The sequence below is a fragment of the Collinsella sp. AF18-8LB genome, from assembly GCF_003459795.1.
In the GTDB taxonomy this organism is placed as follows: domain Bacteria; phylum Actinomycetota; class Coriobacteriia; order Coriobacteriales; family Coriobacteriaceae; genus Collinsella.
The window spans coordinates 80,142-94,297 of record NZ_QRWU01000005.1 but is presented as its reverse complement, the minus strand read 5'-3'; the positions used below and the strand labels follow the sequence as shown (position 1 = coordinate 94,297).

The following is a 14,156-nucleotide window of genomic DNA, read 5'->3' as shown; positions in this document are numbered from 1 at the left end:
TTTACGCCCCCAGCCTCCAGTCGGCCGCCTCTTCGCGCATGCGGATGAAGCGGTGGTAGATCCCGTCTTCACGCATGAACTCGTCGTGCGTGCCGCGCTGCACGATGTGGCCGGCGTCCACGACGAGAATCTGGCCGGCGTTGCGCACCGTGTTCAGGCGGTGGGCGATGGTGACGAGCGTCTTGCCGCGCGTGAGCTCGCCGATCGCCTCCATGAGCAGATGCTCATTCTCGGGGTCGACGGAGCTGGTCGCCTCATCCAGGATGACGATGGGCGCGTCCTTCATGATGGCGCGCGCGATGGATATGCGCTGCCGCTCGCCGCCCGACAGGTCGGCTCCGCCCTCTTCCAGCACCGTGTCGTAACCTTGCGGAAGGCGCTCGATGAAGTCGTGGCATCGCGCGCGCTTCGCCGTGGCGACCACCTCATCGCGCGATGCATCCGGCCGCCCGAACCGTATGTTGTTCTCCACCGTGTCGTTGAACAGGTATACGTTCTGGAACACCAGGGATATATGCGAAAGTAGGCTCTCCGCCGTGCCGTCACGCACGTCCGCGCCGCCCACGCTCACGAATCCTTCATCGACGTCCCAGAACCGCGCGAGCAGGTTCACCAGCGTGGTCTTGCCCGACCCGCTTGGCCCCACGATGGCGCACGAGGTGCCCTCGGGGATGCGAAGCGTCACGTGGTCGATGACGCGCCGGTCGTCGTAGCCGAACGACACGTCGTCCATCGCCAGGTCGAAACCTCTCGGCGCAAGAGGCTCGTCGGTCGTGTCCTGACGCGGAACCGCGCACACCTCGTCCACGCGGTCGAGCTCGCCCTCTATCTTCTTAGTGAGAAAGGCGCTATTGTTCGCGCTGATCAGCTCGCCATAGATCATGAACGCGGCGACGAGCAGCGTGAGCGCCCACGAGAGTGGCAGCCCACCCGTGAGGTACAGGGCGCACGCCGCGAACAGCACCGCGCAGCTCGCCAGATTGAACACCAGCGCATAGAGCTTGAGAATTCCCTGGGCCGCCTGCTCCTGACGGTAGTCGACCAGGCGCTTCTGCTCGAAAGACGCCTTCGCCTCGGCAAGCGCCTCGTCGGGCGTGGCGAACGTGCGCAGCACCGCCATCCCGCGGGCGTACTCGATCACCTTGTCGGTCATGGCCTCCTGGGCGGCGGTTACCTCGCGCGTCACCGCGGTGGAGCGGCGGCGCAGCCATTCGAGCACCACAAGCCCCATGGCGATGCCCGCGAACGTGATGAACGCCACCGGCGGCGCGAACAGCATGAAATACAAGCTCATGATGACCGCCATCGCCACGCCACCCGAAAGACCGGTGAGGCAGATGGTCATGAACTCCTCCAGCTGGTGCAGCGTCGTGGTGAGCGTGGTGGTGATGGCGGAAAGGCGCTGCTCGGAGAAATAGCCCATGGGAGCACCCTTCAGCCGATCGCCCACGCGCAGGCGCATGTCGCGGAAGATGTGGAACCCCTCGGCGTCCATCTTGATGTCCACGAGGTATTGGAAGATATACTGGCCCGCCACGCTCGCCAGCAGGATGCCCAGGCACTGCAGCGCCACATCCGCACCCATATGGTCACGATTCTCGAGCGCCCACCACACCGCGGCAAGCATCCCGGACATGAAGAACGCTTTTAGGACGTTGCACACCATGCCAACAATGAGACTGCGTCGCGACGCAGGCGAGAAACTTCCCGCCACGTCGAGTATGCGTTTTACGATGGCGAACATCTACCTCGCCTCCTCGGGGCGGATGGCCGCCCAGTCTTCCACGTTTTTGTCCGTGAGCACCTCTGCCGCGCCCTGATGCTCACGCCACATGCGGGCGTACAGCGGGCAGCTTTGCAGCAGCTCATCGTGCCGCCCGCGCCCCACGATGCGCCCCGCGTCCATAACGAGAATCTGGTCGGCGCCCGTGATGGTCGAGAGCTGCTGCGCGCGAGGCGGGCGGGCGGACGCTCCGTCCGAGGTGCGCGGGAACGCAAATCCTTCCGGCGAGGATGCGCCCCCGGCGGGGGCTATCGCCTCGTCGACATGCACTGCCACCTGAGCCACATGGCGAACGGCCCAGAAGTCGCAGCCGCCGTACGGCAACGCGGTATCGCCCTGCTCGACGCCACGCTCGCACCGTCCGAGTACCCGGCAGCGTGCGAGCGCTTCGCCGCGGCACCCAACGTGCGTGTCGCTTCCGGGCTCCATCCCTGGCGCATCGAGGCGGGCCCTGCCGGCGAGAAGACGGCTGCGTGGGCGAAGTCGGGCTCGACTTCTCGCGCGCCCATGCATCGACGCGCGCGGCGCAGCTCTGCGCCTTCGACCGCATCGTGGCCGCCTGCGCCGCGCAGCCGCGCGCGGGCCGCGTCGTGTCCATCCATGCCGTGCACGCCGCCACAGAAGCGCTCGACATCCTCGAGCGCCACGGCCTCCCCGCGCACGCGACCTGCATCTTCCACTGGTTTTCGGGCAGCGGCGAGGACTTGAACCGCCTGCGCGCGCTCGGGTGCCTCGTCTCGGTCAACGAGTGCATGCTCGCGACCAGGCGCGGGCGCGCCTACGCGCGCCAACTGCCGGAAGACGCACTGCTCTTGGAGACGGATGCGCCCGCATGGCTCGATGCCCCCTGCTCCGCCGCAGAGCTGGAAGCCTCGCTCGCCCACACGCTCTCCCTGCTCGCCGAGATCCGCGGCACCTCTACGCAAACGCTCGCCCCCGCTCTTGCGGAGACGAGCGTGCGTCTCTTGCGATTGTAATCAGCAGATGCGCGGGGCGGCGCATCGCGCAACTCGATTAACCGCCCCGCCGCAGTCCGGACGGTTAGACCACATTGAACGTGAAGCGCGTGCCCGCACGCAGGCCGTCGAGCAGCATGAGCTCCGCGCCATCGATATACCCCACCACATTCGTCCGCCCGCTGTTTTCCATGGCCGCGAGCGCAATCTGAACCTCGCCGGCATACTGGCCGTAACCGTCGTTGTCCACGAGCACATCGCCCCGCCGGATATCGACCGTGTTGAAGGGAGCGACCTCCCCTTTCACCATCCGGCTCTCGACGGTGCGCACGAGATAGCCGTTTTGCTCGGGACGACACGACAGGCCGAGGCGCAGGCGCCGCTCAAGCTCCTTCGGCAAACCGGGAGCACGATGCAAGGTGAACGCCATCGGGGCTGCGACGCCCGCAGCGATTGCCGCAAGCTCGCGCTCGCTCGCAAAGCAGTTGCCCACGATGATGTCATCCACGCAGCCGAGTTGCACGAGGTGACGGGCCTGCACGGCGGCGGGCAGATCGCGATGCATCTCAAGCGTAGGCAAACCGTCGCATGCCGGCCACGGGCCGAAGGCCTCCGGCTCCTGCGATGACACGAATGCCTGGAGTGGAAGCCCGCGCTCCTTCCACCGACGCGAGCAGGTCAGAAAATACTCGAGCGTCAGACCCGTGTAGCGATGCGGATAGTAGTTATGGCAGCCTACGATGCGCGCCGGCTCCCCACCGCTCGCGAGCAGCGCCCCGATGTGGTCGCACGCGTTTGCCGAGGCGTTGAGGCACACCCCGATGCCCGCCTCGTTGCGCGTGAGAAACGCCTCCTCCATCTCGGAGAGACCGAGATCGAGACGCATGACATCGCAGCCTATCTCCTGGAGAAATCCCAGATCGAGCTTGCCGCGCAAAACGCTCGCATTCACGCCGAATCGCGCAAGCACCGAAGGGTTCACGTCGCAGAACACCTCGAAGCCGAGCGCATGCGCCTCGTCGGTCAAAGCCCGGTAACGTGCCGTGACTTCATCGCGTTCATCGCGGACGCCGAGCAGCGCCACGAACAGCACGCGATAGCCGTGACGGGCGGCGAGGCGCAGGTATTCTCGGCACGCCTCGGCAGAGGCGAATTCCGGGTAGAGGGAAATGCCCAACCGCACCTCACGCATGGGAGACCTCCCCGCCGAGATCCTCGCCGTTCGTCTCGATCACGCGCTGGTACCAATAGAACGAGTCCTTGCGGCTGCGCTCGAAGGTGCCCGTTCCGTCATCGTGGCGATCGACGTAGATGAAACCGTAGCGCTTCGCGAACTCGCCGGTCGAGGCGCTCACCAAGTCGATGGGGCCCCACGAGGTGTAACCCATGAGGTCGACGCCGTCGGCCACCGCCTCGGCCATCTGCTCGATGTGCTGGCGCAAATACTCGATGCGGTACGGGTCGTGGATGGAACCGTCCTCCTCGACCGTATCGTAGGCACCCAAGCCGTTCTCCACGAGCATGACGGGCTTCTGATAGCGATCCCAGATGGCATTCAGCGACCAGCGCAGGCCCACCGGATCGACCTGCCAACCCCAGTCGCTCGTCTTGAGGTAGGGATTCTTTGCGCCGAAGGCGAAGTTGCCGCCCGTCGTCTCGAGCTTCTCGGGATGCGCGGAGAGGCAGACCGACATGTAGTAGCTGAACGTGACGAAGTCGACCGTGCCGCGCGCGAGCGTCTCGGCGTCGTCCGGCTCCATCGCGACCTCGATGCCCTTCTCGGCAAAGTGGCGCCTCATGTAGCTGGGATAGTATCCTCGCACCTGAACATCGGAGCAGAACCAATTGGCCACGCGCATGCGCTGCTGCACGAGCACCGCGTCATCGGGATCGCAGGTATAGGGGTACATGAGCGCAAACGAGGACATGCAGCCGATGCGGTACTCGGGATAGCGCTCGTGGGCCAGAGCCGTCACGCGCGCGGCAGCGACGAGCATATGGTGCAGCGCTTGGAAGCGCTCGGCGGGGTTATCGGGCAGGCCGTTGACGGGCCCCTCGTACCCGCGGACGGTGCTCAAGTTGAGCACGGCCCCGCCGCGACCGATGCCCGTATTCATCTCGTTCAGCGTGAGCCAGTAGCGCACCTTGCCCCGATAGCGCTCGAACACGCAGGCGCAAAAGCGCTCGAAGCACGCGATGAGCTCATGGCCGGCCCAGCCGTTGTACTTGCTCGCCAGCGCATAGGGCATCTCATAATGGCTGAGCGTCACGATGGGCTCGATGCCGTGCTCGCGGCAGCAGTCGAACACGCGATCATAGAACGCCAGACCGAGCTCGTTGGGCTCCGCCTCCTCCCCCGTAGGGAAGACGCGCGTCCACGCAATCGAGAGCCGCAACGCCTTGAAGCCCATCTCCGCGAGCATCGCGATGTCCTCGCGATAGCGATGGTAGAAATCGCACGCCTCGTGGCTCGGATAGAACGTGTCCGGCTCAAGGGTCGGCGTGATGCGCTTGTCGACCTTATGCGAACCGGCCGTGCACACGTCAGGCACCGAGACGCCCTTGCCGTCCACATCCCATGCGCCCTCGATCTGATTGGCCGAGATGGCGCCGCCCCACAAGAATCCATCGGGAAATCTACCCATGGAACACCTCCAAATACAACGAGGGGCGAGACTCGAAGAGCCGCGCCCCAATCACAAGTCACCCGCAGAGAGCGGGGCACATGCGCACATGCGCCAAGATGGTCCCTACGCTTCGGAAGCGGCCTTCTCGGCAGCCTCCTTCTCGCACAGCTGATGGTCATACACCTTCACGAACGGCAGGTAGACCAAGAAGGCGATGACGAAGGCCATAGGGGCAATGAAGAGGTTCTGCCACGCAAGGGAGGGCATGAAGCTCTGCATGATGATCGGCAGCTGCGTCATGATGAGCAGGTGGCCGGGCTGGAAGAAATCGAGCGAGTAGCCGATATAGGCAAAGAACATGATGATCATGGGGTTCAGGATAAACGGGATGGCCATGATGGGGTTATAGATGATGGGAGTACCGAACGCCATGGGCTCGGAGATGTTGAACACCGCAGGAACGATACCGGCCTTGCCCACAGCGCGAAGCTGCTCGGACTTGGAACGCATGCAAAGCACGGCGAGCGGCAGCACGTTGCCGCTACCACCGCAGCAAGACATGACGCCATACAGGGCGATCGGAGCGAACATGGCAGCCTGGCCGGAGGCGACGAGCTCGGCGTTCTGGGTGTAGAACTGGATCATGGGGGCCATGATGACCGGAGAGAGCACCATCGCGCCGTGGATGCCGAGACTCCAGAGCAGCTGGCACACAAACGCGAGTACGAACATGCCGGGCACCGACATGAGGGGCGTCAGCGGGATGGACAGGATACCGGCGATGGCGCCCGGGAGCACGACGCCGATGGTCATCTGGGCAAGCGTGTTGAGACCATGCCAGAGCAGGATGCAGATGACGAGCGGCACGAGGGTCGCGAAAGCGTCCGAAAGGAACTGCGGAACCGCGTCGGGCATCTTGAGGCTCACGTGATGCTTCTGGCAGAAATCGATGATCTTGACCGAAACCAGCGGGATGATGAGCGCGGTGAAGAGACCGGTGCCGCCAAGGTAGGTGGTGGCGAGCACTCTCATGGTCGAGCCATCCTGCAGGGTGACACTCTGAACGGGAGCACACACGAGCAGGAAGAGAATCATGGTGACGATGCCGTTCGCCAGCGCGCCCTCCATCTCCAAGTTCTTGGAGTAGATGTAGCCCACGGCGAAGGCCACGACGACGCCCAGGATGCCCATGGTCATGTTATAGGGCGTGGTGAGCCACATATAGGCGGCGTCGGTCGTCTCGAGCACGCCTACGATATCCAGCAGCGTGGCGACGACGGTGAAGATGGCGCCGGCGAGGATGACCGCCATGGCCGCCATCATGCCACCGCTGATGGCGGACAGGGCCTTGTTGGCCTGGAGCTTGCCGCCCCATTCCTGCAGCTTCATCATCACTGGGGATTGATACAGGTTGTCAAGTTTGGACATTGGTGTTCCGTTTCTCTTCGATCGAGACGGGTATCTAGCCCTGGACGAGAGACTCGATGAGCTTCATGATATTGGCGCAGTTGCCCGTGCCGTAATCGGTCGGCGGAATGACGGCGACCGGCATGCCGGACTCGGCGGCGATGTTGTCCTTCTGATAGGAAATCTGCGGACCCATGAGGATGCAGTCATACTCATGGCAGACCGTCTTGTACGTGTTGACGCTCTGGGCGGCGATGCTGAAATTGATCCCCTGCTCAGCGGCATACTTCTCAAGCTTCTTCATGAGAATGCTCGTGGACATCCCCATGGCGCAAACCAGCAATACCTTCATTGTTTTGATTCTCCTTGCATAACGGTCGTATCAACAAAGACGGCGGCCTTGAGCGCGCCATCCCGCCCGCATTACTCGGCGCGCGTCGCGTCGAGCTCGCGATACACATTCACGATCTCCTCGACCAGCTCCTGCGCGAGCATCGAGGTCATGAGATGGTCCTGGGCGTGCACGAGCATCACGTCGACGACGGTATGGTCGCCCGAAGCCTCCTTGGAAAGAAGCTGGGTCTGCACGTGATGGGCCTCGAGCGCGGCCTCCTTGCTCTGCTCGAGCAGGGCCTTCGCCGCCTCGAAATCATGCTCCTTGGCCTTCTTCAGCGCCTCGAAGGCGAGGCTGCGCGCCTGACCCGCCGAAGCGATGATGCCGAAGGAGATCATCTCGGTGCTCTGTTCCTCCTCTGCCATGGTTTTCACCTCCCTCTCGGTTTGCAAATATCTCAATGGAAAACGTATGGGCTATCGTGCGGAGCACGACTCGATGGGATCGACCAACTCGATGAGCGTCTGCCAAGAGCGCTCGGAAAGCAGGCGGTCGATGAACGCCTCGCTCAAAACCAGCTCAGACATCGCCGAGAAGAAGCCCTCGGAGACGTCGGTCGCATCGCGGGCGATTGAGACGAGGAACACCGCCTGCACCTCGCGACCTCCCCAGATGATGGGTTCGTCGGTGAGGGCGAGGGCCACGAAGCTCTGCGTGCTCGCCGCTTCGAGCGGGTGCGGCATGGCGACCCGGTTGCCGAATGCCGTCGGAGCCGTCTGCTCGCGGCGATACACCAAATCGAGGAAATCGGGCGAAAGGTCGTAGACGCGCGAGGCCTTGCCGACCAGCAGCTCGATTGCCTCCTCGGGCGTCGAGCACGACGCATGCGGCAGAAAAAGCTCCTCGCAGAACAGCGGGCGGGCATCCGACCGCCGCGAATCGGAAAGCAGGATTTCACGCACGTCGCTCACCTCTGCCGCGTCCAGAAAATAGCCCACTTGGCGTACCGGGACCGGCACCTCCTCGGCAAGCGGAACCGTCGTGAACACATAGTCGATGCGCGAGAAGTCGACGAAGCGCACGTGGGCGGCATCGCATGTCTCGATATGCTCGACGTACGAACCGAACTCCTGACGATAGCGGTGCTCCAGCAGCCGGGCGCTGCCCGAGCCCGAGGCACAGACCACCAGAATGCGTTTCTTGGGGGCATCGGTCTTTTGGCGCTCGAGCGCCAAGGCGAAGGAGAGAGCGATGTAGCCAATCTCTTCCTCGGAAAGCTCAGCTTCATAATGCGCCGCCAACGAGGAGCCCGCCTCGACGGCCATGGAATAGGCAAGCGGAAAACGCGACTTGATGTCCCCCAAGATGGGATTATCGAGATGCAGATGGTGATGCAAGCGCACCTCGAGCGGCACGAGATGGCGCGCGAGATTCATGCGCAGCTCCAAATCGTGCCTCAAGTCGAATCGGAACGTGCGCCACACCGCGTCGAGCATGCCCGTCACGACATCCCACACCTCATCCGAGATGACAAGCCCCGCCTCCTGATCATCCCCGGCATCGAAATCCCCGAGCAGGCGCTTGCCCGCCAGATGGATGGCGATATAGGCGACCTCCTCGTCGGGCAAAACGACGCCGGTGCGTGCGCCGATGGCATCGGAGATGCGCCGGGCAATCGGGAAACTCGGGGACTTCCGAATCTCGGTGAGCTGCTCGCCCTCCATGGGCACATAGCAACCTTCGCGTATCCGCAACAAAGCGATGACGATATGCGTGATGAGGTTGCGGTAGGCGACCGAGTTGATGGCGAAGCGTTCCTCGGTCGTCACGTCGTCGACGCAATCGGAAACCACGTCGAACAGCGCACGATACGCCTCGGCGTCGACCGAGAGGCGCGCCGCGCCCTTCAGCTCATCCGAGCCCTCCATGGCGAGGCTCGCGAGGCACAGACGCTTGGCCATCTCGGATCCGATGACCTTGATGCCATGATGGCTGCGCCTGTCGATGGCGAGGCCAAACTGCGCCAAGCGCTCCTCGACCTGTTTCAAATCGTTCGATATGCTCGTCCGGGATACATAAAGGACGCTCGCCAGTGTGTCGATGGCGATGTAATCACTGCGCGAGAGCAAATCGTTGAGGAGATAGGAGACGCGGGCCTCGGCCGTCTGGGGCAACGACGCACGCCGCTGCTTGCGCGCCTGCTCGAATATCGCATCAAGCGCCTGCTCGTCGGCGACGGAAACGGTATAGCCCCGCCCGCGCGCAAGGTCGATAGACGCGACGCCCTCAAGGCTGCGATTGACCGCCTGCACATGGTTGCGCACGGTACGAACGCTCACGCCGAACGCCTCGGCAAGCTCAGCGGGCTTGATGCCCTCGTGCTCCATGATGTGGAGCGCAAATCGCGCCAGCTGCACGTCCATCGGCTTTGACCTCCTTTCGCCTAGCTATGATACCAGCGGCGATGGGACGGGTTCTATACCCGGCTTTTCCCTTCCGAGAAGGAAAGCGTTTGCCGAAAACGAGCGCGCGGCGTGCGTGTGGCGCTCGCCGCGCTCTTTGAGACCCGCCAAGACCTCGTGCACGCCGGGATTCATCAGTGCGGCGTAATCGACCTCGCGCCCGTTCTTCCAATCCCGATAGATGCGCAGGGCCTCGTCCGGCGTCACCACGCGCCCGATGCGGCCCAACCAGTCGACGAGGGAGCGCTGGAACGACTGGAACGAGGCGCCCACGGTCGCCAACAGCTCCTCGTCGCTCACCTCGATGCCGAATTCCTCGAAGAACTCGCGCTGCTCGATCTGGTAATACGCCTCGGTATCGACGATGACGCCGTCCATATCGAAGATGACGGCTTTGAAGGGAAGGCTCCTTGGACCATGATGATGGTTCTCCTGAATCCACTCGTGCGCCGCAACGGCGAAGGGCGCCCTTCGCGACGCTACATCGAAAAGGTGTATCGCGACCCGATGATATATTGCTGCCCCACGTACAGCGGCTTGTTGAATTGATCGCGATACCTGCCCCTCAGATTGAAGAGGGGCTCGGCGAGAGGGACCTCGAGCAGTTTCGCGAGCTCGTCATTTGCCAGTTGGATACCAAGCGACTGCTCGCTGCCGCGAAACGCGCGACGATCCGTCCGCTCGCGAATCGCCGCCGTTTATGTTGCAGCTGGCGCTTCGTGCAACATTGAGGGCATATTGCTACCCTGTTTGATGTTGAACAGCCATCAAGTTTGCTCAACCCGCCCGTTAATCTTATCGTTCACGTAGACCGTGCCATCGATGTAGATCCTCACAGGATTAATCCGAGACGCATCCGGCGCGTCGATGGTGCAACCCGAAGATGGCGTGACCTTACCCTCAGCCGTCTTAAGTACGTAACTGCCCGGCTCGGAGATTTGGATGGATTCGTTGTTGGCCTGCGTAAGCGGCAGCACCTCCGCCTTCACCCCGTCTGGCATGATCTGAGTCTCGGCGCTGGCCACCGCTGGCGTCGCCACGAGTGCGCATGCCACGGTGGCGATGCTCAGCAGACGAGTCAACACAGCGCGCATCCCCATCTTCTTCTCCCTCATCACAGCTCCCCTTACCCCTATGCTTTCGCGATGTCCGATATCGCTTGGCACTGGCGGCCGGCATGCTCCCTCGTCAGCCGTCAGCTCAAATTGACATATATATCCACCTGGTATTGTGCAACCGCATGTTTTGACACCCTGCTGCTCGGCGCGAGTTGCGTACCGTGAGGCGCAAATGGAACGCACCCCCGCGGGCGGCGCGTGCACGATGTGGCAAAATCGAGGTACTAAGGGGGCCCAATATGCTCAAAATCATCGCCTGCGACGACGACGTCGCCTTTCTAGATAATCTGCACCGCATGATCAACCGCTGGTCGGCCGAGACGGGTACGGCGGTCGATGTTGCGCTCGTTACGCGCGGCGAGGACCTGCTGGCACGCCATGCCGCATCGCGCGCCGACATTATCATGCTCGACATGATCATGCCGCTCGTCAACGGCATGGACACCGCCCGCGAGCTGCGCCAATCCGATACCGCCGTACGCTTGGTGTTTCTGACCTCATCGCCCGAGTTCGCGCTTGAGTCCTACGAGGTCCGCGCCTTCGACTACCTGCTCAAACCCGTGACCTACGAGCGCTTGGCGCAACTGCTCGACGAGCTTTCGAGCCTGCGTCCGGCCGCGACCGAAGAGCTCGTCATCAAAACGTCCTTTGGCTACCATGCCCTGCGCCTATCCGATATCGAATATGCCGAGGCTCGCAACAAGCACGTGGTCTTCCACCTGCGCGATGGCCGCGATATCGAGGCGCTCGAGCCGTTCCGCAGCATCGAGGACCAGCTGGCCCAAAACGCGACCTTCTTTAAATGTCACCGCAGCTACCAGGTCAACCTGCGCAATATCGACCACTTTAACCGCACGGATATCGTCATGCGCTCGGGCGCGTGCATCCCGCTGACGCGCAGCTGCAAGCAGGGATTCCAGGATGCCTACTTTGCGGCACGGTTCGAGGGCGGGAGGCGCTGATGCTTTCCTCGGCAGAACTGGTACTTTGGGCAATCCACCATGCGACGACATTGCTCTTTGGCGTCTTTGCCTCGGCGGCTCTATGCGGCGTCGAGATCGACGGCCGCCATTCGCTCGAGCTGGTGGGGGTCGGCGCCGCAACCGGATGCGCATTCGGCCTCGCCAATGCCGTCGGCGGCGAGCTTTTCGCCCGTCAGGCCTATCCGCTCGTCGTGCATCTGCCGCTTGTCGTCTACCTGTGCGTACGCTATCGCCTGAGTCCGCTGCTCGCCATCCTGGGCGTTACCAGTGCCTACCTGAGCTGCCAGTTTAGCAACTGGATGGGCATCGCCGCATTCGCCGCCACCGATTCGCAGGTCGCATACTACGTGGCGCGCATCATCACCACGCTCGGCGTCTTTGCCGTCTTATTGCATTGGGCAAGCGACATTGGCCCCCGCCTGGCGATCAAAAGCCCCACCGAGCTGGAGATTCTGCTCATCCTGCCGCTCGTCTACTACATCTTCGACTACGCCACCAACGTCTATACCACGCTCTTCCACTCGGGCTCGGTGGTAACCGTTGAGTTTTTGGCGTTCGCTCTCTGCGCCTTCTACCTTATGTTTCTTGCCGTCTACCTTCGCGAATACGAAGCAAAGGAAATCGCCGAGCGCGAGCGCTGGATGCTCGCGACCCGCGACAACGCGGCCATCAAAGAGCTCGAAGCCTGGCGCCAGTCCGGACGCGAGCTCTCGGTTCTCCGTCACGACATGCGCCACTACCTGCGCGGTCTAGCGGCCCTGATCGAAGAGGGTCACACCGATGAGGCACTCGAGCGCATCGACGCGCTCTGCGAGACCAACGACCGCACCGCCGTGCGCCGCTACTGCGCCAACGAAACGGTCAACATTGCGCTCTCGTCGCTTTCCGCGGACATCAACGCGCACGGCATCACCGCCGACCTGCGCGCCGCCGTGCCCGAAACCGTCCACGTGGGCGATGTCGATCTATTCAGTGTGGTATCGAACGCCCTGGACAATGCCATCGCCGCGGCGAGCGCCGCCCCCGAAGGCGAGCGGTTTGTCGACCTGGACCTTCGCTACGAAGACGGTCAGCTTCTATTGCTGGTTTCCAACACGTTTGGCCGTGCGCCGCACATGGTCGACGGCATGCCCGTGGCTCAGCACACTGGGCACGGCTTTGGCACCAAGAGCATTAAGCTTGCCGTCGAGCGCATGAACGGCAACTGCCAGTTCCGCATTAACGGCGACCGGTTTGAGCTGCGCGCCGTGATGTAGGGGCCGCCGCCAGCCTCGCTACAGCGGTGCAGCCGCCGGGGTCAGCTGCTTAATGTAGGCCCACATGCGCTGCTTGGCGGCCTTGTCGGTGAGCGCCGCCTCAAAACCGTCGAGCGCCAGCACGCGGCGCCCCTGCACATGGGCGACCAGGCCGGGCTTGAGCATGGCGGTGTCAAAGTCATCAATCGCCACAAGCATATCGGCATAGGTCTCGCGCATGACATCGGCCGCACTGTTGTCCAGCAGCAGCACCGCCTCGGGGTCCAAGGTCTCCAGCGCCTCGCGGAACAGGTCACACGTCAGGGCATCGCCCGCCGCGACCGCTCCGTCGCCCGCGCCGGCGACGCTTGCCAGCACGCAAAAATCCTCGGGGGCATATCCGATGGCGCCGAGCGCCTTGCGCAACGCGGCGCCATCCGCGCCGGCGGCCAGCTCGCCGCCCAAGCACTCGGCTTCATCCAAATCGCCTTTGACCAGCACAATCGGCGAGCACGCGTTGCCCGCGATACGCACACCGCGATCTGCAAGCGACGCGAGCTCCTGCTCGGTCGCCTGAGCGATGGCTTCTTTTTTCTGGCTTTGTGACGTGGGCATGCGCTCTCCAATCGTTTGCGTGCCCACCATTATATAAAAGAGCCGCCCGCGAGTGGTTGCTTTGCGGGCCGCTGGGTATAAGCACGGTCGTACTGATTTTTACGCGGCCAAGCCGCGTCGCATTATGGAGGTCACCATGGCTGACATTAAGCAGATTACCCCCGAGAACTTCGACGCTGTCGTCAACGATAGCCTGCCCGTACTGGTTGATTTTTGGGCCCCGTGGTGCGGCCCCTGCCGCTCGCTCTCGCCCATCGTAGACGAGGTTGCCGACGAGCTGGCCGGCAAGCTGGCTGTGGCCAAGTGCAACGTCGACGACAACCAGGACCTGGCCATGAAGTTTGGCGTCATGAGCATCCCCACGCTGATCGTCTTTAAGAACGGCGAGGAGGTCGACCGCTCGGTCGGCGCCTTACCCAAGGCAAGACTTCAGGCACTGCTGGAGAAACATCTGTAATACGCTTGTTACTTGCCTGCCGTCCATGAGCGGTTTCGCACCGCTCGCCGGAGTGCCAAACGCAAGGCACGCGACCACGGATAGTATGGTAGATACAAACAGCCCCCAGTGAACGGGTGCGGGTCAGACGGACTCGCACCCGTTTTCTTATGCGGCGGCGCCCAAGGCGGGCGTAGTAG

At 62.9% G+C, this 14,156-nt stretch carries 16 protein-coding genes; 4 read left to right on the top strand and 12 right to left on the bottom strand.

Translation table 11 applies throughout. The features are described from left to right. Position 1: 1 nt before the first annotated feature. Both DWX25_RS06585 and DWX25_RS09775 read right to left on the bottom strand, forming a co-directional pair. The gene (locus DWX25_RS06585; RefSeq protein WP_117742907.1) at positions 2-1,744 is read right to left on the bottom strand and encodes an ABC transporter ATP-binding protein; all 1,743 of its coding nucleotides are present in this window, start codon (positions 1,742-1,744) and stop codon (positions 2-4) included. Further along, complete coding sequence (locus DWX25_RS09775) at positions 1,745-2,212, bottom strand: hypothetical protein (RefSeq protein ID WP_158553121.1); 468 nt, start codon at positions 2,210-2,212, stop codon at positions 1,745-1,747. Positions 2,213-2,256: 44 nt separating this feature from the next. Here DWX25_RS09775 and DWX25_RS06575 point away from each other — a divergent pair, with 44 nt between their 5' ends. Then, complete coding sequence (locus tag DWX25_RS06575; RefSeq protein ID WP_158553122.1) at positions 2,257-2,760, top strand: TatD family hydrolase; 504 nt, start codon at positions 2,257-2,259, stop codon at positions 2,758-2,760. Positions 2,761-2,824: 64 nt separating this feature from the next. Here the strand turns inward: DWX25_RS06575 and DWX25_RS06570 are convergent, their stop codons facing one another. From DWX25_RS06570 to DWX25_RS06530, 9 genes are all read right to left on the bottom strand, one after another. Then, complete coding sequence (locus DWX25_RS06570; RefSeq protein WP_117742909.1) at positions 2,825-3,931, bottom strand: DUF871 domain-containing protein; 1,107 nt, start codon at positions 3,929-3,931, stop codon at positions 2,825-2,827. Continuing rightward, positions 3,924-5,384: a glycoside hydrolase family 1 protein gene (locus DWX25_RS06565; RefSeq protein WP_117793936.1), complete on the bottom strand. Its 1,461-nt coding sequence runs from the start codon at positions 5,382-5,384 to the stop codon at positions 3,924-3,926. The genes DWX25_RS06570 and DWX25_RS06565 overlap by 8 nt, the downstream gene beginning before the upstream one ends. A 105-nt stretch (positions 5,385-5,489) precedes the next feature. Then, positions 5,490-6,794, bottom strand: coding sequence for a PTS sugar transporter subunit IIC (locus tag DWX25_RS06560; RefSeq protein ID WP_117742911.1), 1,305 nt, complete (start codon positions 6,792-6,794; stop codon positions 5,490-5,492). A 34-nt stretch (positions 6,795-6,828) separates the two neighbouring features. Further along, entirely contained in the window at positions 6,829-7,125 is a 297-nt protein-coding gene (locus DWX25_RS06555; protein ID WP_117742912.1) for a PTS sugar transporter subunit IIB, read from the bottom strand. A 71-nt stretch (positions 7,126-7,196) separates the two neighbouring features. Next, a complete protein-coding gene (locus tag DWX25_RS06550; protein WP_117742913.1) occupies positions 7,197-7,532 on the bottom strand; it encodes a PTS lactose/cellobiose transporter subunit IIA in 336 nt (111 codons plus the stop codon). A 51-nt stretch (positions 7,533-7,583) separates the two neighbouring features. Continuing rightward, positions 7,584-9,530 (bottom strand): BglG family transcription antiterminator, encoded by a 1,947-nt coding sequence (locus tag DWX25_RS06545; RefSeq protein WP_117742914.1) that lies wholly within the window; start codon positions 9,528-9,530, stop codon positions 7,584-7,586. Positions 9,531-9,554: 24 nt separating this feature from the next. Further along, positions 9,555-9,956, bottom strand: a complete 402-nt coding sequence (locus tag DWX25_RS06540; RefSeq protein WP_369831593.1) for an HAD hydrolase-like protein — start codon at positions 9,954-9,956, stop codon at positions 9,555-9,557. Between the two features lie 92 nt (positions 9,957-10,048). Beyond that, positions 10,049-10,258 carry a UTRA domain-containing protein gene (locus DWX25_RS09805; RefSeq protein WP_117742962.1) on the bottom strand — a complete coding sequence of 70 codons (210 nt, stop codon included), beginning with the start codon at positions 10,256-10,258 and terminating at the stop codon, positions 10,049-10,051. A gap of 78 nt (positions 10,259-10,336) precedes the next feature. Continuing rightward, positions 10,337-10,669, bottom strand: coding sequence for a hypothetical protein (locus tag DWX25_RS06530; RefSeq protein WP_147336102.1), 333 nt, complete (start codon positions 10,667-10,669; stop codon positions 10,337-10,339). 257 nt (positions 10,670-10,926) lie between these two features. On the opposite strand from DWX25_RS06530, the gene DWX25_RS06525 reads away from it, so the two are divergent. Further along, a complete protein-coding gene (locus tag DWX25_RS06525) occupies positions 10,927-11,649 on the top strand; it encodes a LytTR family DNA-binding domain-containing protein (protein ID WP_117798899.1) in 723 nt (240 codons plus the stop codon). Continuing rightward, positions 11,649-12,926, top strand: coding sequence for a sensor histidine kinase (locus DWX25_RS06520; protein WP_117793934.1), 1,278 nt, complete (start codon positions 11,649-11,651; stop codon positions 12,924-12,926). Before DWX25_RS06525 ends, DWX25_RS06520 begins: the two co-directional genes overlap by 1 nt. 18 nt (positions 12,927-12,944) lie before the next feature. Here DWX25_RS06520 and DWX25_RS06515 read toward each other — a convergent pair whose 3' ends face one another. Continuing rightward, a complete protein-coding gene (locus DWX25_RS06515) occupies positions 12,945-13,520 on the bottom strand; it encodes a hypothetical protein (protein WP_117793933.1) in 576 nt (191 codons plus the stop codon). 136 nt (positions 13,521-13,656) lie between these two features. On the opposite strand from DWX25_RS06515, the gene trxA reads away from it, so the two are divergent. Next, on the top strand, positions 13,657-13,977 hold the full coding sequence (gene trxA / locus DWX25_RS06510; protein ID WP_117793968.1) for a thioredoxin: 321 nt from the start codon (positions 13,657-13,659) through the stop codon (positions 13,975-13,977). Positions 13,978-14,156: the final 179 nt, after the last annotated feature.

What these genes read in the sequence shown, in the direction of transcription:
- DWX25_RS06560 (WP_117742911.1), bottom strand. Translation starts at nt 6,794, where the DNA reads ATGTCCAAACTTGACAACCTGTATCAATCCCCAGTGATGATGAAGCTG.
- DWX25_RS06555 (WP_117742912.1), bottom strand. Translation starts at nt 7,125, where the DNA reads ATGAAGGTATTGCTGGTTTGCGCCATGGGGATGTCCACGAGCATTCTC.
- DWX25_RS06530 (WP_147336102.1), bottom strand. Translation starts at nt 10,669, where the DNA reads ATGGGGATGCGCGCTGTGTTGACTCGTCTGCTGAGCATCGCCACCGTG.
- trxA (WP_117793968.1), top strand. Translation starts at nt 13,657, where the DNA reads ATGGCTGACATTAAGCAGATTACCCCCGAGAACTTCGACGCTGTCGTC.
- DWX25_RS09775 (WP_158553121.1), bottom strand. Translation starts at nt 2,212, where the DNA reads ATGGAGCCCGGAAGCGACACGCACGTTGGGTGCCGCGGCGAAGCGCTC.
- DWX25_RS06520 (WP_117793934.1), top strand. Translation starts at nt 11,649, where the DNA reads ATGCTTTCCTCGGCAGAACTGGTACTTTGGGCAATCCACCATGCGACG.
- DWX25_RS06545 (WP_117742914.1), bottom strand. Translation starts at nt 9,530, where the DNA reads ATGGACGTGCAGCTGGCGCGATTTGCGCTCCACATCATGGAGCACGAG.
- DWX25_RS06565 (WP_117793936.1), bottom strand. Translation starts at nt 5,384, where the DNA reads ATGGGTAGATTTCCCGATGGATTCTTGTGGGGCGGCGCCATCTCGGCC.
- DWX25_RS06585 (WP_117742907.1), bottom strand. Translation starts at nt 1,744, where the DNA reads ATGTTCGCCATCGTAAAACGCATACTCGACGTGGCGGGAAGTTTCTCG.
- DWX25_RS06515 (WP_117793933.1), bottom strand. Translation starts at nt 13,520, where the DNA reads ATGCCCACGTCACAAAGCCAGAAAAAAGAAGCCATCGCTCAGGCGACC.
- DWX25_RS06570 (WP_117742909.1), bottom strand. Translation starts at nt 3,931, where the DNA reads ATGCGTGAGGTGCGGTTGGGCATTTCCCTCTACCCGGAATTCGCCTCT.
- DWX25_RS06550 (WP_117742913.1), bottom strand. Translation starts at nt 7,532, where the DNA reads ATGGCAGAGGAGGAACAGAGCACCGAGATGATCTCCTTCGGCATCATC.
- DWX25_RS06525 (WP_117798899.1), top strand. Translation starts at nt 10,927, where the DNA reads ATGCTCAAAATCATCGCCTGCGACGACGACGTCGCCTTTCTAGATAAT.